The 25,168-nt window shown below is 57.4% G+C and carries 27 protein-coding genes; 10 read left to right on the forward strand and 17 right to left on the reverse strand.

All coding sequences use genetic code 11. The features are described 5' to 3' along the window. The first annotated feature begins 131 nt into the window (after window positions 1-131). Together ACR0IU_RS13825 and ACR0IU_RS13830 are read left to right on the forward strand one after the other, a co-directional pair. Window positions 132-605 (forward strand): YHS domain-containing (seleno)protein, encoded by a 474-nt coding sequence (locus ACR0IU_RS13825; protein ID WP_010443607.1) that lies wholly within the window; start codon window positions 132-134, stop codon window positions 603-605. Window positions 606-868: 263 nt separating this feature from the next. After that, window positions 869-1,402 carry an outer membrane protein gene (locus tag ACR0IU_RS13830; protein ID WP_480716645.1) on the forward strand — a complete coding sequence of 178 codons (534 nt, stop codon included), beginning with the start codon at window positions 869-871 and terminating at the stop codon, window positions 1,400-1,402. Between the two features lie 41 nt (window positions 1,403-1,443). Here the strand turns inward: ACR0IU_RS13830 and ACR0IU_RS13835 are convergent, their stop codons facing one another. After that, a complete protein-coding gene (locus tag ACR0IU_RS13835) occupies window positions 1,444-2,427 on the reverse strand; it encodes a quinone oxidoreductase family protein (protein WP_480716646.1) in 984 nt (327 codons plus the stop codon). Window positions 2,428-2,642: 215 nt separating this feature from the next. Between ACR0IU_RS13835 and ACR0IU_RS13840 the strand changes: the two genes are divergently transcribed. Further along, window positions 2,643-3,500, forward strand: coding sequence for a DUF2189 domain-containing protein (locus tag ACR0IU_RS13840; protein WP_480716687.1), 858 nt, complete (start codon window positions 2,643-2,645; stop codon window positions 3,498-3,500). 14 nt (window positions 3,501-3,514) lie between these two features. Here the strand turns inward: ACR0IU_RS13840 and ACR0IU_RS13845 are convergent, their stop codons facing one another. Both ACR0IU_RS13845 and ACR0IU_RS13850 read right to left on the reverse strand, forming a co-directional pair. After that, window positions 3,515-4,501 (reverse strand): NAD(P)H-quinone oxidoreductase, encoded by a 987-nt coding sequence (locus ACR0IU_RS13845; protein ID WP_480716647.1) that lies wholly within the window; start codon window positions 4,499-4,501, stop codon window positions 3,515-3,517. A gap of 72 nt (window positions 4,502-4,573) precedes the next feature. Continuing rightward, a complete protein-coding gene (locus tag ACR0IU_RS13850; protein ID WP_480716648.1) occupies window positions 4,574-5,266 on the reverse strand; it encodes a COQ9 family protein in 693 nt (230 codons plus the stop codon). Window positions 5,267-5,378: 112 nt separating this feature from the next. On the opposite strand from ACR0IU_RS13850, the gene rpsU reads away from it, so the two are divergent. Next, window positions 5,379-5,585, forward strand: a complete 207-nt coding sequence (gene rpsU / locus ACR0IU_RS13855) for a 30S ribosomal protein S21 (protein WP_005614280.1) — start codon at window positions 5,379-5,381, stop codon at window positions 5,583-5,585. 295 nt (window positions 5,586-5,880) lie between these two features. Beyond that, window positions 5,881-7,026 carry a CAP domain-containing protein gene (locus ACR0IU_RS13860; protein ID WP_480716649.1) on the forward strand — a complete coding sequence of 382 codons (1,146 nt, stop codon included), beginning with the start codon at window positions 5,881-5,883 and terminating at the stop codon, window positions 7,024-7,026. A gap of 52 nt (window positions 7,027-7,078) precedes the next feature. On the opposite strand, the gene ppk2 is transcribed toward ACR0IU_RS13860, so the two are convergent. Both ppk2 and ACR0IU_RS13870 read right to left on the reverse strand, forming a co-directional pair. Next, on the reverse strand, window positions 7,079-7,996 hold the full coding sequence (gene ppk2 / locus ACR0IU_RS13865) for a polyphosphate kinase 2 (RefSeq protein WP_480716688.1): 918 nt from the start codon (window positions 7,994-7,996) through the stop codon (window positions 7,079-7,081). Window positions 7,997-8,166: 170 nt separating this feature from the next. Further along, a complete protein-coding gene (locus ACR0IU_RS13870; RefSeq protein WP_480716650.1) occupies window positions 8,167-8,625 on the reverse strand; it encodes an Lrp/AsnC family transcriptional regulator in 459 nt (152 codons plus the stop codon). 135 nt (window positions 8,626-8,760) lie between these two features. On the opposite strand from ACR0IU_RS13870, the gene ald reads away from it, so the two are divergent. Then, a complete protein-coding gene (ald, locus tag ACR0IU_RS13875; RefSeq protein WP_170597235.1) occupies window positions 8,761-9,876 on the forward strand; it encodes an alanine dehydrogenase in 1,116 nt (371 codons plus the stop codon). 190 nt (window positions 9,877-10,066) lie between these two features. Here the strand turns inward: ald and ACR0IU_RS13880 are convergent, their stop codons facing one another. Continuing rightward, window positions 10,067-10,873, reverse strand: coding sequence for a mechanosensitive ion channel family protein (locus ACR0IU_RS13880; RefSeq protein WP_480716651.1), 807 nt, complete (start codon window positions 10,871-10,873; stop codon window positions 10,067-10,069). Window positions 10,874-11,093: 220 nt separating this feature from the next. On the opposite strand from ACR0IU_RS13880, the gene ACR0IU_RS13885 reads away from it, so the two are divergent. Beyond that, the gene (locus ACR0IU_RS13885; protein ID WP_480716652.1) at window positions 11,094-11,792 is read left to right on the forward strand and encodes a glutathione S-transferase family protein; all 699 of its coding nucleotides are present in this window, start codon (window positions 11,094-11,096) and stop codon (window positions 11,790-11,792) included. A 49-nt stretch (window positions 11,793-11,841) separates the two neighbouring features. Here the strand turns inward: ACR0IU_RS13885 and ACR0IU_RS13890 are convergent, their stop codons facing one another. The 10 genes from ACR0IU_RS13890 to ACR0IU_RS13935 form a co-directional block, all read right to left on the reverse strand. Then, entirely contained in the window at window positions 11,842-12,288 is a 447-nt protein-coding gene (locus ACR0IU_RS13890; RefSeq protein ID WP_170781289.1) for a YtoQ family protein, read from the reverse strand. A gap of 79 nt (window positions 12,289-12,367) precedes the next feature. Next, window positions 12,368-14,764: a phenylalanine--tRNA ligase subunit beta gene (gene pheT / locus ACR0IU_RS13895; protein ID WP_480716653.1), complete on the reverse strand. Its 2,397-nt coding sequence runs from the start codon at window positions 14,762-14,764 to the stop codon at window positions 12,368-12,370. Between the two features lie 77 nt (window positions 14,765-14,841). Then, window positions 14,842-15,249: a cupin domain-containing protein gene (locus ACR0IU_RS13900; protein WP_170781290.1), complete on the reverse strand. Its 408-nt coding sequence runs from the start codon at window positions 15,247-15,249 to the stop codon at window positions 14,842-14,844. Between the two features lie 60 nt (window positions 15,250-15,309). Continuing rightward, complete coding sequence (locus ACR0IU_RS13905; RefSeq protein ID WP_480716654.1) at window positions 15,310-16,113, reverse strand: CE1 family esterase; 804 nt, start codon at window positions 16,111-16,113, stop codon at window positions 15,310-15,312. 154 nt (window positions 16,114-16,267) lie between these two features. Then, complete coding sequence (locus ACR0IU_RS13910) at window positions 16,268-16,783, reverse strand: hypothetical protein (RefSeq protein WP_480716655.1); 516 nt, start codon at window positions 16,781-16,783, stop codon at window positions 16,268-16,270. After that, window positions 16,780-17,853: a phenylalanine--tRNA ligase subunit alpha gene (pheS, locus tag ACR0IU_RS13915; protein ID WP_480716656.1), complete on the reverse strand. Its 1,074-nt coding sequence runs from the start codon at window positions 17,851-17,853 to the stop codon at window positions 16,780-16,782. The genes ACR0IU_RS13910 and pheS overlap by 4 nt, the downstream gene beginning before the upstream one ends. 70 nt (window positions 17,854-17,923) lie before the next feature. Continuing rightward, a complete protein-coding gene (locus ACR0IU_RS13920) occupies window positions 17,924-19,294 on the reverse strand; it encodes a glutamate--cysteine ligase (RefSeq protein ID WP_480716657.1) in 1,371 nt (456 codons plus the stop codon). Between the two features lie 67 nt (window positions 19,295-19,361). Continuing rightward, window positions 19,362-19,889 carry a hypothetical protein gene (locus ACR0IU_RS13925; RefSeq protein ID WP_480716658.1) on the reverse strand — a complete coding sequence of 176 codons (528 nt, stop codon included), beginning with the start codon at window positions 19,887-19,889 and terminating at the stop codon, window positions 19,362-19,364. Then, window positions 19,886-20,731, reverse strand: coding sequence for a GNAT family N-acetyltransferase (locus tag ACR0IU_RS13930; protein ID WP_480716659.1), 846 nt, complete (start codon window positions 20,729-20,731; stop codon window positions 19,886-19,888). Before ACR0IU_RS13930 ends, ACR0IU_RS13925 begins: the two co-directional genes overlap by 4 nt. Further along, window positions 20,731-21,456, reverse strand: a complete 726-nt coding sequence (locus tag ACR0IU_RS13935) for a 16S rRNA (uracil(1498)-N(3))-methyltransferase (RefSeq protein WP_480716660.1) — start codon at window positions 21,454-21,456, stop codon at window positions 20,731-20,733. The genes ACR0IU_RS13930 and ACR0IU_RS13935 overlap by 1 nt, the downstream gene beginning before the upstream one ends. 12 nt (window positions 21,457-21,468) lie before the next feature. Here ACR0IU_RS13935 and ubiA point away from each other — a divergent pair, with 12 nt between their 5' ends. The 3 genes from ubiA to ACR0IU_RS13950 all read left to right on the forward strand — a co-directional run bounded on the left by ubiA (window position 21,469) and on the right by ACR0IU_RS13950 (window position 24,718). Then, the gene (gene ubiA, locus ACR0IU_RS13940; protein ID WP_170474024.1) at window positions 21,469-22,431 is read left to right on the forward strand and encodes a 4-hydroxybenzoate octaprenyltransferase; all 963 of its coding nucleotides are present in this window, start codon (window positions 21,469-21,471) and stop codon (window positions 22,429-22,431) included. A gap of 66 nt (window positions 22,432-22,497) precedes the next feature. Further along, window positions 22,498-24,396: an OmpA family protein gene (locus ACR0IU_RS13945; protein WP_480716689.1), complete on the forward strand. Its 1,899-nt coding sequence runs from the start codon at window positions 22,498-22,500 to the stop codon at window positions 24,394-24,396. Between the two features lies 1 nt (window position 24,397). Further along, window positions 24,398-24,718: a hypothetical protein gene (locus ACR0IU_RS13950; protein ID WP_170781298.1), complete on the forward strand. Its 321-nt coding sequence runs from the start codon at window positions 24,398-24,400 to the stop codon at window positions 24,716-24,718. Window positions 24,719-24,723: 5 nt separating this feature from the next. Here the strand turns inward: ACR0IU_RS13950 and ACR0IU_RS13955 are convergent, their stop codons facing one another. After that, window positions 24,724-25,167, reverse strand: coding sequence for a molybdenum cofactor biosynthesis protein MoaE (locus ACR0IU_RS13955; protein WP_480716661.1), 444 nt, complete (start codon window positions 25,165-25,167; stop codon window positions 24,724-24,726). Window position 25,168: the final 1 nt, after the last annotated feature.

The following is a 25,168-nucleotide window of genomic DNA, read 5'->3' on the forward strand; positions in this document are numbered from 1 at the left end:
TGAACGTGAACAGGCCATTCCCCAACTGGGATTTTGTGACGACCAATTACCGGCGTCGCGACAATCAAATCCGGATCGCCCGGGCAAAATTACCGTGCTCTTAAGCGAGCCTATTCACGAAAGGTGAAGTCATGAACAAGTTCAAATCCATAATCAGCGGAGTCGCGCTGTCTGTTGCCATTGCAAGCTCGGCCATGGCCGCAGGTGTTGAAATCAACGCAAGCTCAACCGGATTGGCAATGCAGGGCTATGACCCGGTTGCCTACTTCACCGTTGGTGAAGCCACCAAAGGCGACTACCGCATTTCCACCCTGCACAACGACGCGCTGTACCGTTTCGCGTCGGAAGAAAACAAAGCCGCCTTTGAAGCCAACCCTGAGGCATACCTGCCCGCTTACGGTGGCTACTGCGCGTTTGGCACCGCAATGGGCTTCAAATTCGATGGTGACCCGAACTACTGGAAAATCGTCGACAACAAGCTGTACCTGAACCTGTCTCAGGACATTCAGGAGCGTTGGGAAGGCGACATTCCGGGCTTTGTTGAGCAAGCCAGCGCAAACTGGGAAGACATCGCCGACAAAGACCCGGCTGAACTGCAGCAATAATTCGCTGACAAGACCTTTGTATATCGGCGGCAGATCGTATCTGCCGCCGATCTTCGTTTGAAGGCGCCGTGCCGCGACCTATTTAGAATCAAAGACAAGCGCCCAGTTCAAATGGGCCCGCGCCGGGGACACCGGCTAGCCACCAGGATGGTTCGGAATAGACAAAGCATCACTGATCCGGCTTTTGGGCTGGTTTGTAGCGCCAGGCATAAGGCTGCTAGCCGATTACCGGTCAGCGGATCTCGAGCGAAAGGAAACAGAAGATGACGGGTAAACTTGCACTTTTCACCTCTGTCGTGACGCTAGCGGCGGGTTCAGCGATGGCACAATCCTCGGGCAGCTGGACCGGCTTTTACGGCGGTGCACAGATCGGCTATGCGGATATCGATACCAACATCTCGGGCGTAGACGGGGATGGCGCCATTGGCGGTATCATCCTTGGATATGACTATGATCTGGGTGATTGGGTTGTTGGCGGTGGCTTTGACTATGACTGGAGCGACATCGACCTGGGCAGCGCCGCCACAGTCGAGAAGGTCTGGCGCATCAAAGCACGCGCTGGTTACAAGGCGAACCCACAGGGTCTGCTGTATGGAACTGCAGGTTATGCCGACGCGGACTCAAACAATCTAGGCAGCGACAATGGCTGGTTTATTGGTGCTGGCTATGAACAGATCGTTGCCCCCAACATCAGCGTAGGCGGCGAACTTTTGTATCATGAGTTTGATGATTTCAATTCCTCGGGCGTCGATGTTGATGCCACGACGCTCCAGTTGCGTGTCGCGTACCGGTTCTAGACAAATGTACGGGTCCGGCAGTCATTGCCGGGCCTCTCCTGTTAGGGCACCAAGATTGTACTGCCGGTGGTCTGACGCGCTTCCAACGCGCGATGTGCATCGGCAACCTGATCCAGCGGAAACTCCTGATCGACGTGGATCTTAACCTCGCGCCCGTCCACTTTGCCAAACAGACGCCGCGCCATTGCCTGACAAGTAGCGTGATCCGAGATATGGGTGAACAGGGTTGGGCGGGTGATCTTCAAAGATCCCCGCTGTGCCAACATTCCCAGATCGACAGGTGGCACTGGCCCCGACGCGTTTCCGAATGAAATCATCATGCCCAAGGGTTTCAGGCAATCCAGCGATCCCTCAAACGTGTCCGCGCCGATGGAATCCATCACCACATCTACACCTTTGCCGCCGGTGATCTCGGCGACACGCTCGACAAAGTTCTCGGTTCGGTAGTTGATGCAATGCGACGCGCCATTGAACTGCGCCAGGCTGCATTTTTCATCCGTTCCCGCTGTTCCGATCAGTTTGATGCCTTCGGATTTGGCCCATTGGCAGGCGATCAGACCAACCCCGCCTGCAGCGGCGTGAAACAAAACGGTGTCCCCGCGCCGCAAAGGCGTTGTGCGGTGAAACAGGTATTCGACCGTCATGCCCTTCAGCATCATGGCCGCTGCGGTGCGGAATGAGATACTCTCGGGCAGCGGACATACCTGTGCGGCAGGCATCACGCGCGCTTCGCAATAAGCCCCGGACGGGCCAGCGGCATAGGCCGCGCGTTGGCCATTGGAAAGGTGCGTGACACCTTCGCCCACAGCCTCAATCACACCCGCTGCCTCCATCCCTAATGCGTGAGGCAATTCAAGCGGATAGAGACCGGTGCGCTGATAAACATCAATGAAATTCAATCCGCAGGCATGGTGGCGAATGCGTACTTCTCCCGGCCCCGGATCCCCAAGCGGACGATCCTCAATCCGCAGGGCCTCCGTCCCGCCGTGTTCGTGAATGACGACAGTGCGCGCTGTTTGCTGCATGATACCCTCCGTTGCCTGTTGAAACAAAGCTAACATGCATGTTCGACAGGGCAATCTTTGTTATCCCTCAAGCGTGTTCGGGCAAAATTTTGCAACATGTGCTATAATGCGGGTGGACGTTGTAAATGGGCAGACGTTGCCGGCTGATCCGGTCACACGAATTTGCCGTACCGGATGCATCCCGCGGCGCACCCACGCCAGAGAAGGGGATGAACATGGACAAGACAATCGGTAACCCAATTACCTGGGTCGCCCGTAATCTGCGGGCGACCAGCGATCATGTGTCGGAATCAGTATCCGAAATCGGCAGCGCGGATGTCCGCACCCTGCCAACAGTGCATACGCTGACCTTTCAAGATCTACGCGAATGCCTGAAAGCCGGATATAACGATTTTCTCGAAACTCGGGCCGATGCGATCTTTATCGTTCTGATCTATCCGATCGCTGGCCTTCTGATGTTCGGTATTGGGCTCAACAAAGACATGGTGCCTTTGCTGGCGCCGCTCGTCATGGGCTTTGCCCTGATTGGGCCTGTTGCCGCCGTTGGGCTTTATGAGATCAGTCGCAAGCGGGAACAAGGCGGAGACGTCCATTGGCTGGATGCGTTTGGCGTGTTCCGTTCGCCTTCCTTCGGAGCCATCCTGGCACTGGGCTTTTATCTGGTCATGCTGTTGCTGATCTGGCTGATGGTCGCACAGGGTATCTATGCGCAGACACTTGGGCCAGAGCCCCCAGCCTCGGCAACGGCCTTTGTCACCGAGGTATTCACCACTGGAGCTGGCTGGAGCATGATCATCATCGGCACCGCCATCGGCTTCCTGTTCGCACTGGTCGCGTTGGCGCTGAGCGTGGTCAGCTTTCCATTATTGCTTGATCGCAAAGTGGGCGTTCCAGTGGCCGTGGTGACCTCGGTTCAGGTCTTGCGTCAAAACCCGGGCGTGATCCTGACTTGGGGTGCGATCGTGGCGACGCTTCTGATATTGGGCGCCATACCGATTCTGCTGGGCTTGATCGTAGTGATGCCCATTCTGGGTCACGCCACTTGGCATCTGTATCGCCGGGCGGTCGCCTGACCGTACTGTGCAGCTTAACCATCGACCTTGAGTACGATCTTGCCGATGTGGCCCGATCCTTCGATCCGCGCATGCGCAGCGGCGGCATCAGCCAAATCGAATTCAGAATCCATCACAGGCGCAACCTTCCCGGCCTCAAGCAAGGGCCAGACGGCTTCACGCAAGTCTTGCGCAATGCGTGCCTTCGCCAGATCGCTTTGCGGACGCAGAGTACTACCGGTCAGGGTCAGACGCTTGACCATCATCAGCGCAAAGTTCAGTTCGACCACCGGACCTTGCAGGAATGCGATTTGAACCAAACGACCATCTTCAGCCAGCGCTTTGACGTTGCGCGGGATGTAATCGCCGCCCACCATATCGAGGATTAGGTTTGCGCCACCCTCGGCGCGCATCGCGGCCACGAAATCTTCGTCGCGATAATTGATCGCCTTCTCAGCCCCCAATTCGACACAAGCCGCACATTTCTCAGCCGATCCGGCCGTGGCAAAAACCCGAGCGCCAAATGCATTGGCCAACTGGATCGCGGTCGTGCCAATCCCGCTTGAACCACCATGGACCAGAAAACGTTCCCCCGCTTTCAAGCCACCCCGCGTAAATACATTGGACCAGACGGTAAAGAAGGTCTCTGGCAAGCAGGCAGCTTCTTTCAAACCCATGCCCGTAGGAACAGGCAAGCAATGCGCGGCGGGAGTGGCTACATATTCGGCGTAACCGCCGCCTGGCAGCAGAGCGCAGACCTGATCGCCAATCGCCAGCCCCTCAACACCCGTTCCAATCGCGACAACCTCTCCTGAGGCTTCCAAACCCGGCAGATCGCTCGCACCCGGAGGCGGATCATACGCCCCCGCCCGTTGCAGCGCATCAGGACGGTTCACCCCGGCATAGGCTACTTTCAGAACCACCTGACCCTCCGCCGGTTCCGGCATCGGGCGTTCGGTCAATTGCAGAACGTCCGGGCCACCCGCTTCGGTAATCTCAACAGCGCGCATCGTCTGGGTCATGGGCATATCTCCTTTGCCTCTTGCCTAGCAGTCAGTAGCGCAGAGGCCCAGCAACAAGTGGAAACGTTGCGACTATTTCCCCGATGACAGCGAACCGGGCAAGTTGTTTGGCATCTTCACCGGAGCCTTCACCTGACCCGCAAGCCAGTTGGGCACAGCCAGAAATGGCTTCAGCAGCGGATTGTCATTCACCTGCGCCTTGAGCTTTTCGAACTGCATCACGCCCTCGATCCGGCGATCGAGGAATTCCCATGTCGCCTGATAATCCGGACTATCATCGCCCAACCAATACAACAGTGTTGAAGAATAGACGCCCGACAGAGTGGCACGTTTGGTGTACCAGTTCACGTCATCCGAAGTATCGCCAAGCGCTGTCCAGATCTGGTCACAGGTGCCCCAGACCGCCTTGGCCCCATCTGCGGCATAGATTGGCAACGCGAACAGAGTCACACCCCGGCGCACGGCCTCTTTGTCTTCGACTGCCTGTAAACGAAAGCGGACAGCGGCGGCGATCTTGTCACGAAACTTCAGCCCGCTTAGATCCTCAGTCTTGATACGATCCAGCATTGCCGCATCACCGCGCGCATGGAAGGCCAGTGCCAGATCGACAGCGCCGCGCGGGCAGATGGCGCGGGCCAGTCCGGCATCCAGACCGCAATCGGAAATCGCTGCGCGAAAGCTTGTTTCCGACCAACCGTCAAAAGGCACTTGGTCGAGAATCGCGTTCAGAAGTTGTTCTTTGGTATCTTCATAGGTAGCGGTCATTTCGGCTCTCCGAGGCTGCGGGTCCAGTACTAGACAAGTTAGGCGCGCTTTGCTATACGGCCACCTCCTGCAATTTCCTTGCAACTCTATCTAGAAAGGTGGTGACAACCACATGCAGGTTAGTGTTCGCGACAATAACGTCGATCAGGCGCTTCGTGCCCTGAAGAAAAAGCTGCAGCGCGAAGGCGTGTTCCGTGAAATGAAGCTGAAGCAACATTTCGAGAAACCGTCCGAGAAAAAAGCGCGCGAGAAAGCTGAAGCGATCCGCCGTGCCCGTAAACTGGCACGTAAGAAAGCACAGCGCGAAGGTTTGCTCTAAGAGCCTATCGCGACTCGTCCAGCTTTGGATGACACTATTTGACGACCCCCGAGGCCCCGCCCGGGGGTTTGTCGTTTTTGGGCGGATGTTCTCGCCCATTCCCGGCTTTACCCTCGCGGCAACCTGCCGATTTTGATGCAATCGCCTACGTCGGCATTTTACAGCGCAGCGAATCGCCGCTCGGTTGCATTCTGCCGCCGAAAATCGCCCACCGCCGTACCCACCCTGTTCAGCGTTCTTTGATCGTCTGTAAGTGAGGCCGTCCACTCAGACATAACCAAAAACGGAGGCACTGATGTCGACAGCAAGTACGGTTGAGCGCGAAATGCTGGCGCTGATCAACCAAGAGCGCACATCCCGCGGTCTTAATCCCCTGGAACTTGAACGCAACCTGAACGAATCATCCGAGGATCACAGCACCTGGATGCTGGACACCGACCGGTTCAGCCACACCGGGCAGGGCGGCTCATCTGCAACCCAACGGATGCAAGCCGCAGGGTTTGAGCTGTCCGGCAGTTGGCGTACCGGAGAGAACATCGCCTGGCAATCCGAGCGCGGCGCACCAGGCATCAGCGATGATGTCGCGCAATTACACCAGAACCTGATGAACAGCCCTGGCCACCGCGCCAACATCCTGAATCCCGATTTTAAGTATATCGGCATCGGGATCGAAGAAGGCGACATGCAGGGGTTCGATGCGGTCATGGTGACGCAGAACTTTGCTGCGACACAAGGCGAGGTCGATCTTGATAACGGCGGCACCACCCCGCCAGTGGCCCCACCGGCCGAAGAGGTTGTTGAGCCCGAGGAAGAAGAAGTTACTATTCCGAACGAACCTGAGGTGCCGGATACCGACGTCACCGAGACTGAGGAACCAGTTGACGAAACACCGGTGGCGGAAGTTCCTGAAACCGATGAACCGGCTGAGGAGACCCCGGACGAGGACGTCACCGAAACCGAAGAACCAACGGACGAAACTCCGGACACTGACGTCACTGAGACCGACGACCCAGTCGAGGAGACACCGGAAACTGATGTCACCGAAACTGAAGAGCCGGAAACGCCTGATACCGATGTGACTGAAGTTGAAGACCCGGAACCTGAAGTGCCGGATACCGACGTCACCGAGGTCGAAGAGCCAGAATTACCTGAGGTTGTCGTTGACAATGGTGCACCGGGCGCGGACTGCTTTGACGTTCAGGCCTTCCTTGCCGGGATCGAAGCGTTTGTTAACGCACTGCAGGCCCATTTTGACCAGTTCGATTGGTCTCAGGTGCAGCAGGCCGATACGACCCCGGAAATGGATGATTTCGATCTTGTGTTCGACACCGACGTCGCTAACGACATGATTGAAACCGTTGAAACCACAGTCGAAGACATGAATGACGATATGTGCGGCATGTTTGTTTTCGAAATGAACTGCGGATTTGATTGGGGCTAATCAAACCGTTCAGGTGCGGGGGATCACTCTCCCGCACCACATGCCTGCCAAATCAGTAAATCTTTGGCACGTGCAGTTCGTCCGGCAGGATGCGCCGTTCGTATTCGGGGTTGTAGCGCCGATCCGGGAGATTGACCTTTTCCTGAGGCACATCCTCGTAGGGGATCTTGGTTAGCAGATGCTCGATACAATTGAGCCGTTCGCGCTTTTTGTCATTACCTTCAACGATATACCACGGCGCCTCAGAAATGTTGGTGCGAAAGAACATATCCTCTTTGGCCTTGGTGTATGCCTCCCAGCGGATGCGAGACTCCAGATCCATGGGTGACAGTTTCCACTGCTTCATCGGATCGTGAATGCGCATCAGGAATCGCAATTGCTGTTCTTCGTCTGTGATCGAGAACCAGTATTTCAGCAGGATGATCCCAGACCGCACCAGCATCCGTTCGAATTCGGGAACGTCCTGAAAAAACTGTTCAACCTGATCTTCGTTGGCAAACCCCATCACGCGTTCAACACCTGCTCGGTTGTACCAGGACCGGTCAAAGAACACGATTTCGCCCGCTGCGGGCAGATGCGGCACATAACGCTGAAAATACCACTGGCTTTGCTCGCGGCGGCTGGGTGCTGGCAGCGCCACCACGCGCGCGACCCGCGGGTTCAAGCGCTGTGTTATGCGTTTGATCACCCCACCCTTGCCAGCACTGTCGCGGCCTTCGAACAGGATGCAAACCTTGGCCCCGGTGTGAACCACCCAATCCTGTACCCTGATAAGTTCGGCCTGCAGACGCAAAAGGTTACGAAAATAGACCTTGCGATCCAGCATATCAGGATGCTGATCCTTGTAGATCTTACGCACCTCAACCGAAAGCATTGGTTCGCTGAATTCGATCTCGAAATCTTCATCCAGCGAATCTTCCAGTTCGGCTTCCAGCCAATCTTTAGGGGTGCTGTCATGTTCGTAAGCCAAGGTCTGCTCCTTATCGTCTTCGGGTTCGGACCGTACAGGGCCAGTGTAACCATCGGATGTCAGCGCGCATTGCCAATGTTTCACTTATGGTCAGAACTATAGATTTTGAACCGGTCTGAAGGCAGATACAAGCGGTCAGGATGAAACGCGGCCATCGGGTGCGGAAGAGTTCAAACTGGCAGGGCCGCCGTTTTGAAAACCGTGCGCAAAGCAAAAGAGCTTTGCATCTGCGCCACGCCGGGCAAGCGAGACAAGTACTGCCGATGTATGCGCGCGAAATCTTCGGTATTTTCAGCAACCACCTTCAGAATATAATCCGCTGTTCCGGCCATCAGATGACATTCTAGTACATCGGGAATTCTGGCTACCGCCTTTTCGAAGGATTCAAGCACCTCTTCCGCTTGTCCCTGCAAAGTAATCTCGACAAACACAGTTGTTGGCACATTCATTTTACGTGCATCCAGCAATGCGACGTAATCTTTGATATAACCTTCTGCCTCAAGCCGTTGAACACGGCGGTGGCACGCCGATGGTGACAGGTTGGCCTGTTCGGATAGCTCTGAATTAGACATCCGACCTTTGCGCTGAAGGGCTGCCAGAATCTTTCGATCGGTCGCATCTATCATCATCGGCGCACATCCATTGCGTAGTATTTAACTATCTTCGGATATTTTCCTACAATTCTACCATTTGGCAAGCAGGGTTTCACAAAAATTGCACAGCATAATGCCCATAATTTAGGCAGTTTATGAATGGAGTCTCACATGAAAATCGGCTGCCCCAAGGAAATCAAACCCCAGGAGTTCCGCGTCGGGATGACCCCGAACGCGGCTGGCGAGGCTGTGGCCCGTGGTCACGAAGTCATCATTGAAACAGGTGCCGGGATGGGCTCGGGCTTTGACAATGATGCCTACGTCGCGGCAGGAGCTCGAATCGTCGACACTGCAGAAGAGGTGTTCGCCACCGCCGACATGATCGTCAAGGTCAAGGAACCTCAGGCGGTCGAGCGTAAAATGCTGCGCGAAGGTCAGTTGCTGTTCACCTATCTGCACCTGGCACCCGACCCAGATCAGACCCACGACCTGCTGGAATCCGGCTGTACTGCGATTGCCTATGAGACTGTTACTGACTCAAATGGCGGCCTGCCTCTGCTGGCCCCGATGTCGGAAGTTGCCGGTCGTTTGGCACCGCAAGTCGGGTCCTGGACTTTGCAGAAGGCCAACGGTGGCCGCGGCGTTCTGATGGGCGGCGTTCCGGGTGTTGGCCCTGCAAAGGTAATCGTCATTGGTGGCGGTGTTGTCGGTACTCACGCCGCCAAAATCGCGGCGGGTATGGGCGCAGATGTAACCGTGCTGGACCGCTCGTTGCCGCGCCTGCGTTATCTGGACGATGTGTTCGGCGGAACTTTCAAGAACCAGTATTCGACTGCCGGTGCGACAGCCGAGCTGATTCAGGATGCCGACCTTGTCATCGGTGCGGTTCTGATCCCGGGTGCAGCAGCTCCGAAGCTGATCTCGCGCGAACAGCTGTCGACCATGAAGCCCGGCGCGGCTCTGGTAGACGTTGCGATTGACCAGGGCGGCTGCTTCGAAACCTCGAAAGCCACCACCCACGCAGATCCGGTTTACGAAGTTGACGGCATCATGCACTACTGCGTCGCCAACATGCCCGGCGCGGTTGCCCGAACCTCAACTATCGCACTGGGCAACGCAACCATGCCGTTCATGCTGTCGCTGGCAAGCAAGGGCTGGAAGCAGGCCTGCAAGGACGACGCACACCTGCTGGCAGGTCTGAACGTCCACGCCGGCAAGCTGACTTACGAAGCGGTAGGCACCGCCCTCAACATCGACTCTGTCGATCCGACAACTCTGCTGAACTAAGAGCACTTCCACCTCTGAAAGCGTCCTTTTCCAAAGGACGCTTTACAGACTTGGGCCTGGCGCCGCGCCAAAAGCGCGGCGCTGTTGTTTTCTGGCCCAACGGTCGCGCAAAAAAAGGCACCGCGCTTTGGCGCGGTGCCTGGACCAACCGAAGGAAGGCATTTCAATACCCGATCGACGGGCGGGAGGCTTACGCTTCTTTGTGAATCTCCACCGAATGCGGATACGGGATCGATACGCCCTTGGCATCAAACGCTTCTTTGATCGCTTTGGTAAGTTCGAACTTCACATCCCAATAGTCAGCCGCTGCACACCACAGGCGCGTTGTCAGATCAACCGAGCTGTCTCCAAGGTTTGTCACCCGCACCCAAGGCTCAGGATCAGCCATGATACGACTGTCGGCCTTGGCCACATCCAGAATGATGTTCATCGCCTCATCCGCGCTGTCGCCATAGTCGATGCCGAACACCAGATCGACCCGGCGCGTGTCATGGGCGGAGTAGTTTGTGATCACCGAACCCCAAGCCTGACCGTTTGGCACGATGATCTGTACGTTATCCGGCGTCACAAGCTCGGTCGTGAACAGGTTCAGGTCTTTCACAGTACCTGCTGTGCCACCAATATCGACATACTGGCCCAACTTATAAGGTCGGAACACCACCAGCATCACGCCCGCGGCCAAATCGCTGAGTGTTCCCTGCAGCGCCAAACCGATGGCCAGGGATGCGGCACCCAGAATAGCTACGATGCTGGTCGCCTCGATACCGAAAATGCCCAGTACGGCGACAAAGACAATCGCCAGCAGCACCCATTTCACCAGGCTCGCAACAAAATTCCCCAAAGTCGGGTCGATATGCGGTGTCGCGTTGATCCGCCGCCGCACCAGACCACTTATGGCTCCGGCGACGATCCAACCCAATACCAGAACGATCAACGCTTTGATCGCGCTCATGATCAGCGGACCAAATGCGCCCACCTGTGTTACGACATCTTCCACACGTTTCTCCTTTGCGCCAACAGCAAACCCGCGCCTTTGGCGCGGGATTGCTAAAAAGTCTGGGCTAATTTTGCGCTCAGGTCTAGGTGCGGGATTTCCGAGTTTTCCCCCTGCTGTTCCCCAGCAAACAGTCACTGTCCGGTCCTGCACACTCAAACACCTGACAATCTGCGCTCATGCCACCACATTGAGACCTATAACCCTGTTGCAGGAGCATATCATGCTGGACACCACCTCATTCCCGATCATGGCCAAATGGCCACCGCAATTTCCTGATCGCATCCAACTTTATTCCTATGCAACGCCCAACGGGGTCAAAGCGTCGATCATGCTGGAGGAAACCGGACTGCCCTACGAGGCACATCTGGTTACGCTGGCAGATGCAGATGTCAAAAGTCCCGAATTTCTATCGCTAAATCCCAATAACAAGATCCCGGCTCTCATTGATCCGAACGGGCCCGATGGGGTCCCGATGGGGCTTTTCGAAAGCGGAGCGATCCTGCTGTATCTGGGCGAGAAAAGCGGCATGCTGCTGGGGCAGAGCAAGGCGGACAAACATTTAGTCACCCAATGGCTGATGTTCCAGATGGGCGGCGTTGGGCCGATGTTCGGTCAGCTGGGGTATTTCCACAAATTCGCTGGTAGCGAGATCGAAGACCCCCGCCCCCGCGAACGCTATGTGACCGAGGGCAAGCGCTTGTTGAACGTCCTGGAAACACAGCTGAACGGCCAGGATTGGATCGCCGGAGACTATTCGATCGCGGACATAGCCATCGCACCCTGGCTACGTGGTCTCGACTATTATGGCGTCAAAGAGGTCCTCGGTTGGGACAACTACAGCAATGTAGCGGCCTATCTAGACCGTTTTCTGGAAAGGCCTGCAGTTCAGAAGGGCCTGACCATCCCGCCTCGGGATTAACTTGAACCACAGGGCGGCGGCGCCAAAGTGCCGCACGCCCTTGGGCCCTTTAGCCTGGCAATCGGCCTGTCTCGACGTAACGCAAAATCTCGACAACCTGCGCGGGCTCTTCCGCCACCGCCAGCGCGGCCGCGTCCACCTCTTTCAAAGCGTGTTGATGATCGGGTCCGTGTAACACGATGATCGATTTGCCCAAGGCCGCCGCATAACCGGCGTCAAAGGCTGCATTCCACTGCTTGTATTTGTCCCCGAAGCGTACAACGACCACATCAGCGTCTGAAATCCCCTTGCGGGTTCGGATCGCGTTCACCATCGCACCCTTGTGGTCATGCCAATACTTGTTTGGCTCTGCCCCCAAAATCGCGACGCCACAATCATCCGACGCATCATGATCTGTCACTGGGCTACTAAACTCTATGTCCAGCCCCTCGGCACCTGCGATAATCTGTTCCCGCCAATCCGTGTGAATCTCACCCGAAAGATAAACTTTTAACATGACCTATTCCTCCCGCAAAAAAGGGGCGCGCCCGCCCCTTCGTGATATCATATATGTCCCACCCTGGGTGGAAACATCCTCAGCCGCGCAGCACGCCACCAGTCGCTTTCGCCACTTTCTCGACGATCTTTGCACTGACCTCTTCGATGTCCTTTTCCTTGAGGGTCGAGTCAGATGGCTGCAGCCGAACGGTAATGGCCAGGGATTTCTTCCCTTCACCAAGGCTACCCCCGATGAACTCGTCAAACACCCGAACGTCTTCAATCAGTGCCTTGTCGGCCCCTGCAGCTGCATTCACCAGCGTTAACGCCTCGATATTGGCATCAACGACAAACGCAAAGTCACGCTCAACCGCCTGCAGGTCACGCAGTTCCAAGGCGGAACGGGTTGCTCCGGATTTACGCGGCATCGGAACCTGATCTGGCCAAATGGTGAACGCCATTGCCGGACCCTTGATGTCCATGGCCTGCAAGACGCGAGGGTGCAACTCACCAAAGACACCCAGAACCTTTTTCGGGCCAAGGCAAATCTTGCCGTGTCGACCTGGATGCCACCAGGCATCTCCACCGCGCAGAACTTGAACCTTCGCGGGTGCGCCAATGGCAGCCAGCACCGCCTCGGCGTTGGCCTTCGCATCGAACAGGTCAACCGGGCGGGACGCTCCGTGCACATCCTTGGGGCCGCTGCGCCCAACCAACAGGCCGGTGATTTGCGTCTGCTGATCCCCCGGCTCGCCATCGTGGAACACCGGACCGACCTCGAACAGAGCCAGATCTGCGTAACCCCGCGCCTGATTGCGCGCCGCCGCCTGCAGCAGACCGGGCAGCAGATCAGGGCGCATATGGCTCATCTCGGACGAGATCGGGTTTTCCAGCATAGTTGCCGCGTCACCACCGCCAAACAGCGCGGCCGAGGCCTGATCTATGAAGGTGTAGGATACACATTCATTATACCCCAGCGCGGCACAGGTCCGTCGCGCCATCGACTGGCGGCGCTGCGTCGGCGTCATGACCGGTTTGGGGATACCCGCCGTGGTGCGTGGCAGAGGAATACCCTGCAGCTTGGTCAGCGAAGCAATCCGCGCAACCTCTTCCACCAGATCAGCTTCCCCCATGATGTCGGGTCGCCAGCTGGGCACGTGCGCCATCTCTCCATCCAGACGGAAGCCCAAACGGGTCAGGGTCTGCCGCTGCTCGCTTTCCGGAATTTCCATCCCGACCAGAGACTGCACTCGCGCCGCATCCAGCTTGTAGGCCCGCGCGTGGTTCGGCGCATTGCCCGCCTCAACCACGTTCGAGGCTTCACCGCCGCAGATATCCAGGATCATCTGCGTCGCGTGCTCCAACCCTTCGCGGGTGTATTCCGGGTCGACCCCACGTTCGAAGCGATAGCGCGCATCCGAATTGATTTTCAGCGCACGGCCCGTCAGGGCGATCTGCACATGGTCCCAGAACGCGCTTTCAAGGAAGACGTTCACCGTCTCCTCGGTGCAGCCGGTTTCCTCACCGCCCATGATACCGGCGATTGATTCCGGGCCTTTGTCGTCCGAAATCACCATCATGCCGGGCTGTAGTGTGTATTCCTTCTCATCCAGAGCAACCAACTTCTCGCCACCGTTGGCACGGTGAACGCGTAGGTTACCCTGCACCTTGTCGGCATCGAATACGTGCAGCGGGCGGTTGTGATCGAAGGTCATATAGTTGGTGATATCCACCAGAGCCGAGATCGGACGCAGACCAATCGCCTTCAGCTGATCCTGCAGCCATTGCGGGCTAGGACCGTTCTTGACACCCTTGATAAGCCGACCGGTGAAATGCGGTGCGCCGTCCAGCGTATCCTCGTCGATCGACACCTTGATCGGGCTTTCGAAATCACCCGGCACCGGCACATAGTCGCGCACCTTCAGCGTGCCCAAGCCACGCGCAGCCAGATCGCGCGCAATCCCCTCAACACCCAGCGCATCCGGGCGGTTTGGCGTGATCGCAATCTCGATCATCGGGTCAACCTTCGACGGCTCGTTCTCGGCCAGCCAGTCGATAAACTTGTCACCGACCTTGCCCGAAGGCAGCTCGATAATTCCGTCATGCTCTTCCGACAGCTCCAGCTCGCGTTCGGACGCCATCATGCCAAAGCTTTCGACACCTCGAATCTTGCCAACGCTGATGGTGATATCCAGACCGGGGATATACATGCCCGGCTTACACACGACGACAGTGATGCCTTCGCGCGCGTTGGGTGCGCCACAGATGATCTGCAGGTCGCCCTCGTCGGTCTCAACCGTACAAACTCGAAGCTTGTCGGCGTCGGGGTGTTTCTCGGCATGTTTCACATGGCCCAGCGTAAAGCCCGCCAGCCGGTCCGCCGGATTGACGATATCTTCGACCTCAAGTCCGAGGTCGGTCAGCGCCTCGGCAATCTCATCCACCGAAGCGTCAGTATCGAGGTGGTCTTTCAGCCAGGAAAGAGTGAATTTCATCGGTCGTCATCCGCCAGTAAATCTCGGGTCAGACCGCATGTAGCGGATATTGTACACAGGGGAAAGAGGCCGTTGGCCTAGTCTTCGGCAACCGTGTTCGAAACAGCGTCCGACCCGGCAAATACAGCCAGAATACGCGCGATCCCGCTACCCGTATTCACCCCTGCATGGGTCGAGCGGAAGGCTTCGACAAAGGCATCCCCGGTTCTGTAGACACGCGTACCAGCGTCGCCATAGTCAACGGTGATCTCGCCCTCAAGAACATAGGCCGCCAACGGTGCATCATGACGGTGGTCGCCTGTCTGCTGTCCCGGTTGCATGGTGACGATCGCCATAGTGATTTCAGCCTGCCCTGTCGGATATTCCAGTGGCTCGCCGATGATCGAGGTATCGGTCTGCAACAGCAATTCAACCGGCGGGTATGTATCCTTTGCCTGGACATTAGTGGCGGCAAGGATCAGTGCACCCAGCAGAAGCGGTTTCACGAGTCGTCTCCTATGATTGTGCTCTGGCAAGTGATCGCGCTGCGGCAGCGAAGTCAACGGTTATGGATAAGTTGGCGTTCGGCCCAAAAGCTCGTCCAACTGCCAGCCGATCCAGCCGTGAGGAATGAAATGCCCGCCCGGATGCGTATCCAGCGTGACCTGCCCCTGCGCGCAATCGGTCCACTCTATCCGGCTGAGTGTCAGAAACGGCTTCACGCTCCAATCCCCGCGCGGGGTCGCGCCGTTGCAGTCGAACTTGGCCTTCCACAGCGCCACCGGATAGGTCGTATCCCCGTCTGGCCCAAGCGGAAAATCCATCACCGTATCGTCCAGCCCATGTACATGGCGCACCTCGCGCGGGGCTTCCGGGCAGTCCTCGGTCTGGCGGATTGATCCCGCAACGGCCAGCAGCGCGGCGATATCATTGCCCGACTGGCAGACATAGCGCCACGCCATTGCGCCGCCATAGGAATAGCCCGAGACATAGATGCGGTCAGGATCAACGGGATAGTGTTTGGCCACATCCTCAAGCACCCGATCAGCGAACGGCACGTCTGCGGTATCAGCAGTCCAGAAGTTCCAGCTTTTGCCCAACCCGTTCGGAGCCACCAGCAGCACATCGCGCAGCTTGGTCGCCCCGGCGATGCGTTCATGGTTCACGACCACATCGCCCTGCCGCGCCCAGCCGTGGAAATGCAGCAGCACCGGCAAAGGCGTTTCGCCATCCCAGCCATCAGGTTCCAGCACGTGGTAAGAACGGTCGCCGATCTCACAGGCGGTATCGCCGTGGCAGTCAGATTTCCACGGCCCCATCGCAAGGGTCGGAGTCGCGGTCAGCAGAAGAAAAAGCAGTCGATAGATCATAGGCCGGAGCCTAGCGACGTCTGCCGCACTGTCACATAACATATTGGTGTAGGGTGGGGTTTCACCCCACCAACCGGCCTATGGTGGGCTGAAGCCCACCCTACATCCGATCAAATTCCCAAGCCGCGCTGTCGCCAGACCGCTGGTTCGAAGCTCATATCAAATGCAAAGCTGAATGAAGTAACACAATAAAGGCAAAACAAATTGTCAAGAAAACAAGCAGTTGCATCGCATGCCTATAGATCAGTTCTCTCTTGTAACCTTCCAGTGCGTAAGCCTCATTAAGGTGTTCAAAACCCACTTCGATCCATTCCTTGGAGGAGACTTCGAGCAGACAACGTAAACAGCAAAGCGCGGCCCAAATGTACCCCAATATCTCGAACGTCAACATCGCGCGTAGCAAGAGCGAACTATCACTAAATACGAAATAGATCCCCGTCAGAGCAATCATCATCGAAACATGCTGCAACAACGATGTAGCTTTGTTTTCGATACGCTGAACGTATGCGAGCGCTGCTTGGGTTTTTGATATCCCGCTGAGCTTTGCTTCTTCTTTCAAACGACCTTTGAATTCGTCGGTTTCAAGACTATCTTCTCGGAGCCAAAGAAAATTCAGTCGGTGCTGAAATAAGTCAAACACGCGCTGCAGAAATGGATCGCGTTTGCTCACCGCGACAAACCACCATGCAGGTTCGGCATATCCAGCGCCGCGAACCCGTAGTGGCGCAGCCAGCGCAGGTCGGAATCAAAGAACGCCCGCAGGTCAGGAATGCCGTATTTCAACATCGCCAGACGGTCGATGCCGATGCCAAAGGCAAAACCCTGATAGACGTCGGGGTCGATACCACCGGCGGCGATGACCTTGGGGTGGACCATGCCGGAACCCAGAATCTCCATCCAGTCGTCGCCCTCGCCGATCTTCAGCTGACCGTTGTCCCAGGAACAGCGGATATCGACCTCGGCCGACGGCTCGGTAAAGGGGAAGTGCGAGGCGCGGAAGCGCAGTTCGACATCGTCGACCTCGAAGAACGCTTTCACGAATTCTTCCAGAACCCATTTCAGGTTCGCCATCGAGATGTCCTTGTCGATGGCCAGCCCCTCGACCTGATGGAACATCGGCGTGTGGGTCTGGTCATAATCGGCGCGGTAGACGCCGCCCGGGCAGATCACGCGGATCGGCGCGCCCTGCAGCTCCATCGAGCGAATCTGAACCGGAGAGGTATGGGTGCGCAGCACATGCGGCGGGCGATTGTCGCCTTCGGCGCGGTGCATGTAGAACGTGTCCATCTCGGCCCGTGCGGGGTGGTGGCCGGGGATGTTCAGGGCGTCGAAATTGTGCCAGTCGGTCTCGATCCGCGGCCCTTCGGCCACCGAGAAACCCAGTTCGGCAAAGATCGCGGTCAGTTCTTCAGTCGCCTGGCTGACCGGGTGGATTGAGCCGTGACCACGCGCGCGGGTCGGCAGGGTGACGTCCAGCCATTCGGTGCGCAGACGCTCATCCAGCGCAGCGTCGGCCAGAGCGGCTTTCTTTGCAGAGAGGGCCGAGTTGATCTCATCCTTCAGAGCGTTCAGCGCGGGGCCTGCGACCTGACGCTCTTCGGGGGTCATCTTGCCCAGCTCGCGCATCTTCAGCGCGACCTCGCCTTTTTTTCCCACTGCAGCGACGCGGATCGCCTCAAGTGCGTTTTCATCGCCCGCATCGGCGATTTGGCCCAGATATTTTGCCTTAAGATCGTCCATGACGCCCTCTGAATTTGGTCGCCAACCTGCTATCGGCCCCGCCCCGCGAATGCAAGCGGGACGGTGGGGATCAATAGCTGTATTCGGGATAAATCCGGGTCAGGTCGCCATTCCAGTCGCCATTGTAGTGATCCAGCAACTCATCAGCCGGAACCTTGCCCGTATCGATGCTGTCCTTGAGCGCGTTCAGGAAATGCGTCTCGTCCTGAACCAGACCGCCCGCACCGGGGCGCGCGCGGGACGCCAGACCAGCCTCGGCAATCGAGACCACTTCGCGCGCCAAATCATGCATGTTGATGTTGCCAACCTGCGCCTGCAGACCATCCTTGGCAGCCCCAACCCGTAGCGCTTCGCGCGTCTCGGCATCCCAGCCTTTGACCAGATCCAAAGCGGCATCCAGTGTGGTTTGGTCATAGGTCAGACCCACCCAGAAGGCCGGCAGAGCGCATAGGCGACGCCATGGGCCGCCATCGGCTCCGCGCATCTCCATGAATTTCTTGATCCGCGCTTCGGGGAAGGCCGTGGTCAGGTGATCTGCCCAATCGGACAGAGTCGGCGTCTCACCGGGCAGTGCAGGCAGTTTGCCCTGCAGGAAGTCGCGGAATGACATGCCCAGCGCGTTGATATATTGCCCGTCGCGATAGACGAAATACATCGGTACATCGAGCGCATATTGTACATAGCGTTCGAACCCGAAGCCCTCTTCGAATACAAAGGGCAGCATGCCCGTCCGTGCATCGTCGAGATGCCGCCAGATATAGCTGCGCCAACTTTTCTGGCCGTTCACCTTGCCCTCAAAAAACGGAGAGTTCGCGAACAGCGCAGTGGCTACCGGCTGCAATGCCAGCGCGACACGCAGTTTCTGCACCATGTCTGCCTCGGACCCGAAGTCGATATTGACCTGAACCGTGCAAGTGCGCCGCATCATCGCGCGGCCCATGGTGCCGACTTTTTCCATGTAATCGTTCATCAGCCGGTAACGGCCCTTGGGCATCAACGGCATCTCGTCATGAGTCCAGATCGGGGCGGCACCCAAACCGATAAATCCTACGCCGATCTCATCAGCTATATCCTTCACCTCACGCAGGTGGATATTCACCTCATCGCAGGTCTCATGGATCGTCTCAAGCGGGGCACCCGACAGCTCCAACGCGCCACCCGGCTCCAAGCTGACGTTCGCACCATCCTTCTCAAGCCCTATCAGATGCCCGGCTTCGCGCACCTCGGCCCAACCATGACGGTCGCGCAGGCCTTCCAGCACAGCCACGATGGACCGTTTGCCTTCAAACGGCAGCGGTTTCAGCGTGTCTTTACAATATCCGAACTTCTCATGCTCGGTGCCAATACGCCAATCATCCTTGGGCTTGCAGCCCGATTCCAGATATTCGGCCAGTTGCTCATGGCGTTCGATCGGTCCGCCGCCGGACTGGGGGATGGACATGTGAACCGTGCTCCGATCCTGATGTGTCTGTCTTGAAGGTCAGTCCTGAGCGCAAACCGCGTCAGTGTCAATGCAGCCTGAGATGAGCCGGGCGCGAGGGCGTGCGCTCCCAAATCACGACAGGATGCGCTGAACCACCGTTGAGTTCCGATAGCATTTGTTCAGTTTTCAACCCTGGCAGGTTCGAAAACACATCAAACAGAGCCTCAGCTCCTTCGGCGTTCACCGGAATGTGAAGGGTCGGTTGCCCCGGCTGATCCAGAACCCAAAGAGCCGGGCGCGCGGTCGGGTCCAGCGCAAGTCGTTCGATTTCACGAGCAGCAACGATGCCGCCATCTAAAGGACCAAGATAGGTGATCTGGCCCTCGTCGATGGTCACAACGCCCGGACCGCCTGCACCGGTGCGAAAGCGCGCGCGCTGCACTCCGATCACGGCCAGAGCAATCGAAACGGCAACCAGGATCCAACCTAACCAGCCCAGCAATCCACCGGGTCCGTTGATCCAGCTCAGGCCCAGCAGCAGGACAAATCCAGCAACCAGCACTTCGCGCCAGCGCCACATGGCCAGTTTGGCTTCTGGTCGGATGAAACTCATGCTGTGTCCTCCGGGTTTGTGAACAAGATCAGCGAGAAATAGCCCGCTGGTTGGAACCCAATAGCCATATAAGCACGCGCGGCGGAATCGGAAGCGGCAAACAGAACTGAACGGGAAACTCCAGCGCCCCGGGCCTCGGTCAAATGCAATGCAACAGCAAGACGCGCATAACCTCGGCCACGCAAATCAGGGGGCGTGTAGACCCCTCCGATCTGTACGATCTCGGGCAGGCGCGCATTGAAGCCTGTCATGGCGACGGGCCGATCGTTGATCAGAAGAACCCGGTGGGAATCGCGCGTACAATAAGCTTCGAAATCTTCGCCTGCCCTTGTTTTCGCCCTGTCAGGAGCAAAATCCATGGCCTCGATCAGATAGTCGCGCCGCCAATTCTCGGTGATTGCCCTGTCGACTTCACCCAGAGGAACCAGACGGGCGCCCGAAACGTCTGGCATACGAAGCTGATCCAGCTCCAGCGAAAACCCCGGCTCATCACTGTTAAGCGTCGCGGGTCGGTCTTCCCAGCCACCAAGCTGCATGAGCCGCCGCGCCTGCGTGGCTTCTGAGGCAATGCCAAACAGAGCGTGCCCTCGGATCAGGCTTATGGCCTCAGCAAGCTCATCATCCGAACAGTTCGGACATTGTGACAGGATCATGCCTTCGTTTGTGATGGCAAAGACAGCGCGAAACGGATCGCCAAGCACCCAGGCTTTCAAAGACCGGGGATGCGCTTTACGCAGACCGAAATCTCGCAGATTAGCCAAGGGAAACATGGATGTCTGGATGTGCTGGGATAGAAATGCGTCAATATCCGGCAGGTCCGTTTCCTGTGCCGGCCGCCACATCAAGACCAATCCCCCAGTGCCTGCTGCCACATGGTCATCGCAGCAACAGCGGCCGTATCGGCACGCAGGATACGGGGGCCGAGACTGACCACATGAGCATAGGGCAACGCCTTCAGTCGCTTGCGTTCTTGGTCGGAAAAACCACCCTCTGGGCCAATGAGGATGGCCCATGGCTGACCTGGTTCGTTTTCGGCCAATCGCAGGGCCGAGCCAACCTCAGCCTCGTCACAGAACATCAACTGACGATCTTCAGGCCATGTATCAAGCACGCGATCCAGTCGCTGCAATTCAGTGACCTCTGGCACGAAGGTCCCGCCACATTGTTCCGCTGCTTCCACCGCATGCGCTTGCAGCCGATCCTGCCGAATACGCTCGGAATTGGTGAACCCTGTCTGTACCGGTATAATCCGCGCAGCGCCCATTTCAGCTGCTTTTTCAACGATGAAATCGGTCCGCGCCTTTTTAATCGGCGCAAAAAGCAGCCACAGATCGGGCGGCAGTTGCAGCGGCTTCGTTTGCTCTGCACAGGTCAGTAGGCCGCCGCGTTTGCCCGCCTCGGCGACATCGGACAGCCACTCTCCATCCTGCCCGTTGAACAGGGCAACCTGCCTGCCAACCGACAAGCGCATGACACCGAACAGGTAATGGGCCTGTTCGCGCGTCAAAGGAACCGATTGCCCCGGACCTAAAGGGTGCTCTACATACAGTCTGATCTTCGCAGTCATGAGACCCTACATATGCAAGGCAATGCCCCAACACCAGACGGTCAGGTCGCTGATGCCGCGACCGGCAACTGGGTCGACACGTACGCACCCACCTTTGCGCGCCCTTACCTGCGGCTCAGCCGGGCTGATCGGCCTATTGGCACATGGTTGTTGCTGATTCCCTGCTGGTGGGGTCTGGCACTGGCCATCCTCAGCGACGGGCAACCCCGATGGGAGGATCTTTGGATCGCCATCGGTTGCGCCATCGGAGCTTTCCTGATGCGCGGCGCGGGCTGTACGTGGAATGACATCACCGATCGGGAGTTCGACGGAAAGGTCGAGCGTACCCGCTCGCGCCCAATACCATCGGGTCAGGTCAGTGTGCGTCAGGCGGTGTTCTGGATGGTGTTGCAATGCTTGTTGGCACTAGCGATTCTTCTGACTTTCAACCAAGCCGCCATAGCCATGGGTGTATTATCGTTGCTTCCCGTCACGATCTATCCATTTGCGAAACGGTTTACTTGGTGGCCACAGATTTTTCTGGGGTTGGCCTTTAACTGGGGCGCATTGCTGGCATGGGCAGCGCATACTGGCACCGTGGGCTGGCCCGCCATCATGCTCTATCTGTCAGGCATTGCCTGGACCCTGTTTTATGACACGATCTATGCCCATCAGGATGCCGAGGACGACGAACTGATCGGAATCAAATCCACTGCGCGGCTGTTCGGAACCGATACCGCGCGTTGGCTCAAATATTTTCTGATAGGAACGGTCAGTCTGATGGGACTTGCGATTATCGATGCGGCATTGCCGGTGGCGTCGGTCCTTGCATTGGTCGTTGCGCTTGGCGGGCCTTGGGCGATGGGATGGCACCTTGCCTGGCAATTGAGGGGGTTGGACACGGAAGACAACGCCAAATTGCTGCAACTGTTTCGGGCCAATCGCGACACCGGCTTGATTCCGCTGATCTTCCTCTGCGTCGCCCTTTTGCTCTGATTGCACCTCCGTGATGGGCTCTGTATGAGTCCGGAACAAACCGCCCGAGGAGTTTCGATCCCACCTATGCGCATGCCTTACGCTCTTGCTGTTGCGTTGATCTTTGCGGTGACCGCCGTGCTGTCTCTGGTGGCGGCGAGCTACGCAGTGACAAAGATAGAAGACGCATCGGAGTTTGCAGTACGCCGGGCTTTGAATCTCAAGGGCCATGACTGGGCCGAGGTCCAATCCGATGGGTTGCGTGTTGTATTGACTGGTACTGCCCCGGATGAAGCTACCCGGTTCAACGCACTGACCGCCGCCGGGACAGAAGTTGATACCTCGCGAGTAATCGATGAGATGGAGGTCGCGCCCACCGCCGACCTGACCCCGCCCCGTTTTTCGGCCGAGATATTGCGCAATGACAGCGGCATAACAATCATCGGCCTCGTGCCCGCGAGCTTGGATCGCGACGACCTGATCGACAAGTTGCAGCGACTTGATCAGAACTCATCCGTTTCTGATCTGATGGAAAGCGCGGACTACGCCGAACCCAAGGGATGGGATCAAGCCATAGATTATGCGATCGAGGCACTTTCTGGCCTGCCCCGTGCCAAGATTTCCGCCAGCCCTGGATTGGTACGTATCACCGCCATCGCCGATAGCCAGCAGGAGAAAGACAGGCTGGAACAAGACCTGAGCCGTGCCGCACCGCCCGGACTGCGAATCGGCCTTTCCATCTCGGCGCCCCGCCCCGTTGTCACGCCGTTTACGCTCCGCTATCTGATAGATGAAAACGGCGGACAGTTTGATGCCTGCTCTGCTCAGAGTGAAGACGCGCGGGAGCTGATCGTCGCCACCGCGCGCGAGGCTGGTTTGACCGGGCCATATTCCTGTACAATCGGGCTGGGGGTTCCTTCGCCTCGCTGGTCTAATGCTGCACAGCTAAGCATCTTGGCACTGGCCGAGATTGGACAGGGGTCGGTCACCATGTCGGATGCCGACATCACGTTGGTAGCGGCCCAAGATACCAGCCCCATCTTGTTTGATCGTGTTGTGGGGGAATTGGAAAACGCGCTTCCCGACGTATTCGCCCTTCATGCAGTACTGCCTGAACCCGAGCCCGACGATCCCGCTGGACCGATTGAATTCAACGCCACCCTCAGCCCTGAAGGTCTGGTGCAGTTGCGTGGCCGTGTCAGTGACGAGACCTTACGCGACATGACCGACAGTTTCGCCCGCGCCGCCTTTGGATCAACGCAGGTTTACACCGCCACCCGTGTGGTTCAGGACCTGCCAACCGATTGGCCCGTTCGGGTTCTGGCCGGGCTCGATGCCTTGTCGCATCTACACAACGGAGCATTGACTGTAACGCCAGACGACGTTTCGCTGACAGGGGTCAGCCACGATCCCGATGCAAAGGCGCGGATCGCTGGATTGCTATCGGACAAGCTGGGCGATGCTCAGGATTTCAACCTGTCGATCACCTATGTTGAACCGCCAGCGCCTCAAGATTCGCTGCCAGATCCGGAGGTTTGCGAAGAACAGATCGCCGAAGTTCAAAGCAATAGTAAAATCGCCTTCGAACCAGGGTCGGCCACAGTCGCCTCCGACTCGCGCGATGCGTTGAATCAGATCGCGGACATCCTGCGCGAATGTGGCCCGATACGATTGGAAATACAGGGCCATACTGACAGTCAGGGTCGCGAGGAAATGAACCAGCAACTCAGCCAGGCGCGTGCGCAATCTATCCTGAACGAACTACGTGGTCGGCGTGTCCCGACCTCAAGCTTTTCAGCGGTCGGATATGGCGAGACGCAGCCAATTGCGGACAATGATACCGAAGAAGGCCGTGAAATAAACCGCCGCATCAAGTTTCATCTGATCCGGCCTGAACCTGTGCCAGATACCGAGACCGGGCTTGAAGCCGTAGAAGCAGAAACACCGGACGCCGAAGCCCAGAATGCAGGCTCAGAGGACCAATAAAGTGAACAGAATCGAATTCGTTATCGCCACCGCTGTCATCCTGTTTGCTGCCTTTTGCATGGGCTGGTTTGCGAACTGGCTAGCACATCGACTGTCGCGCGTCCGTCAAAGCGACGTGGCTGATCTGGATCGCATGAGCCAGGAGTTACACGAGGCCGAGGAAACGCGCGATCAGGCGATCACTTACCTGCAACAGCGCGAGGCCGAATTGACCAACCAGCTAACGCAGACCGAAGCGGAACTGAGTGCTGCGATGGAGGGATTGCGTGCTGCGCGGCAGGAAGCCGAAGAATTGCGCGGACGGATCAACAACGCCGACTGATCGATTTACCAACGGGTCAAAGCGTCTTCGTCTTCGTCCTTCGCAGCAACCCATTCTGCGCCGGATTTGGTGATTTCTTTCTTCCAGAACGGCGCGCGGGATTTAAGGTAGTCCATCAGAAACTCTGCCGCTTCAAACGCATCCTTACGATGTGGCGCGGCAGTGGCAACCATCATGATCCGATCGCCCGGGGCAAGACGCCCGTGACGGTGAATCACCAGAACATCCCCAAGCGACCAGCGATCCATTGCATCTTGCGCAATCTTGGTCAGCGCACGTTCGGTCATTCCGGGATAGTGCTCAATCTCCATGACATCCAGATCGCCAGCGCTCAGATCTCGTACTACGCCGGTGAAAGTCACGATGGCCCCATTGGCATCGTCTCCGGCTGCAAAAGCATTGGCTTCGACCCCCAGATCAAACGGAGCCTCTTGTACAGCGATCCGCATC

This window comes from Ruegeria sp. CL5 (assembly GCF_056536485.1).

Bases quoted from the DNA above. Each gene is read 5' to 3' on its own strand.
- ACR0IU_RS13825 (WP_010443607.1), top strand. From the start codon at position 132: ATGAACAAGTTCAAATCCATAATCAGCGGAGTCGCGCTGTCTGTTGCC.
- ACR0IU_RS13830 (WP_480716645.1), top strand. From the start codon at position 869: ATGACGGGTAAACTTGCACTTTTCACCTCTGTCGTGACGCTAGCGGCG.
- ACR0IU_RS13835 (WP_480716646.1), bottom strand. From the start codon at position 2,427: ATGCAGCAAACAGCGCGCACTGTCGTCATTCACGAACACGGCGGGACG.
- ACR0IU_RS13840 (WP_480716687.1), top strand. From the start codon at position 2,643: ATGGACAAGACAATCGGTAACCCAATTACCTGGGTCGCCCGTAATCTG.
- ACR0IU_RS13845 (WP_480716647.1), bottom strand. From the start codon at position 4,501: ATGACCCAGACGATGCGCGCTGTTGAGATTACCGAAGCGGGTGGCCCG.
- ACR0IU_RS13850 (WP_480716648.1), bottom strand. From the start codon at position 5,266: ATGACCGCTACCTATGAAGATACCAAAGAACAACTTCTGAACGCGATT.
- rpsU (WP_005614280.1), top strand. From the start codon at position 5,379: ATGCAGGTTAGTGTTCGCGACAATAACGTCGATCAGGCGCTTCGTGCC.
- ACR0IU_RS13860 (WP_480716649.1), top strand. From the start codon at position 5,881: ATGTCGACAGCAAGTACGGTTGAGCGCGAAATGCTGGCGCTGATCAAC.
- ACR0IU_RS13870 (WP_480716650.1), bottom strand. From the start codon at position 8,625: ATGATGATAGATGCGACCGATCGAAAGATTCTGGCAGCCCTTCAGCGC.
- ald (WP_170597235.1), top strand. From the start codon at position 8,761: ATGAAAATCGGCTGCCCCAAGGAAATCAAACCCCAGGAGTTCCGCGTC.
- ACR0IU_RS13885 (WP_480716652.1), top strand. From the start codon at position 11,094: ATGCTGGACACCACCTCATTCCCGATCATGGCCAAATGGCCACCGCAA.
- ACR0IU_RS13890 (WP_170781289.1), bottom strand. From the start codon at position 12,288: ATGTTAAAAGTTTATCTTTCGGGTGAGATTCACACGGATTGGCGGGAA.
- pheT (WP_480716653.1), bottom strand. From the start codon at position 14,764: ATGAAATTCACTCTTTCCTGGCTGAAAGACCACCTCGATACTGACGCT.
- ACR0IU_RS13905 (WP_480716654.1), bottom strand. From the start codon at position 16,113: ATGATCTATCGACTGCTTTTTCTTCTGCTGACCGCGACTCCGACCCTT.
- pheS (WP_480716656.1), bottom strand. From the start codon at position 17,853: ATGGACGATCTTAAGGCAAAATATCTGGGCCAAATCGCCGATGCGGGC.
- ACR0IU_RS13920 (WP_480716657.1), bottom strand. From the start codon at position 19,294: ATGTCCATCCCCCAGTCCGGCGGCGGACCGATCGAACGCCATGAGCAA.
- ACR0IU_RS13925 (WP_480716658.1), bottom strand. From the start codon at position 19,889: ATGAGTTTCATCCGACCAGAAGCCAAACTGGCCATGTGGCGCTGGCGC.
- ACR0IU_RS13930 (WP_480716659.1), bottom strand. From the start codon at position 20,731: ATGTGGCGGCCGGCACAGGAAACGGACCTGCCGGATATTGACGCATTT.
- ACR0IU_RS13935 (WP_480716660.1), bottom strand. From the start codon at position 21,456: ATGACTGCGAAGATCAGACTGTATGTAGAGCACCCTTTAGGTCCGGGG.
- ubiA (WP_170474024.1), top strand. From the start codon at position 21,469: ATGCAAGGCAATGCCCCAACACCAGACGGTCAGGTCGCTGATGCCGCG.
- ACR0IU_RS13945 (WP_480716689.1), top strand. From the start codon at position 22,498: ATGCGCATGCCTTACGCTCTTGCTGTTGCGTTGATCTTTGCGGTGACC.
- ACR0IU_RS13955 (WP_480716661.1), bottom strand. From the start codon at position 25,167: ATGCGGATCGCTGTACAAGAGGCTCCGTTTGATCTGGGGGTCGAAGCC.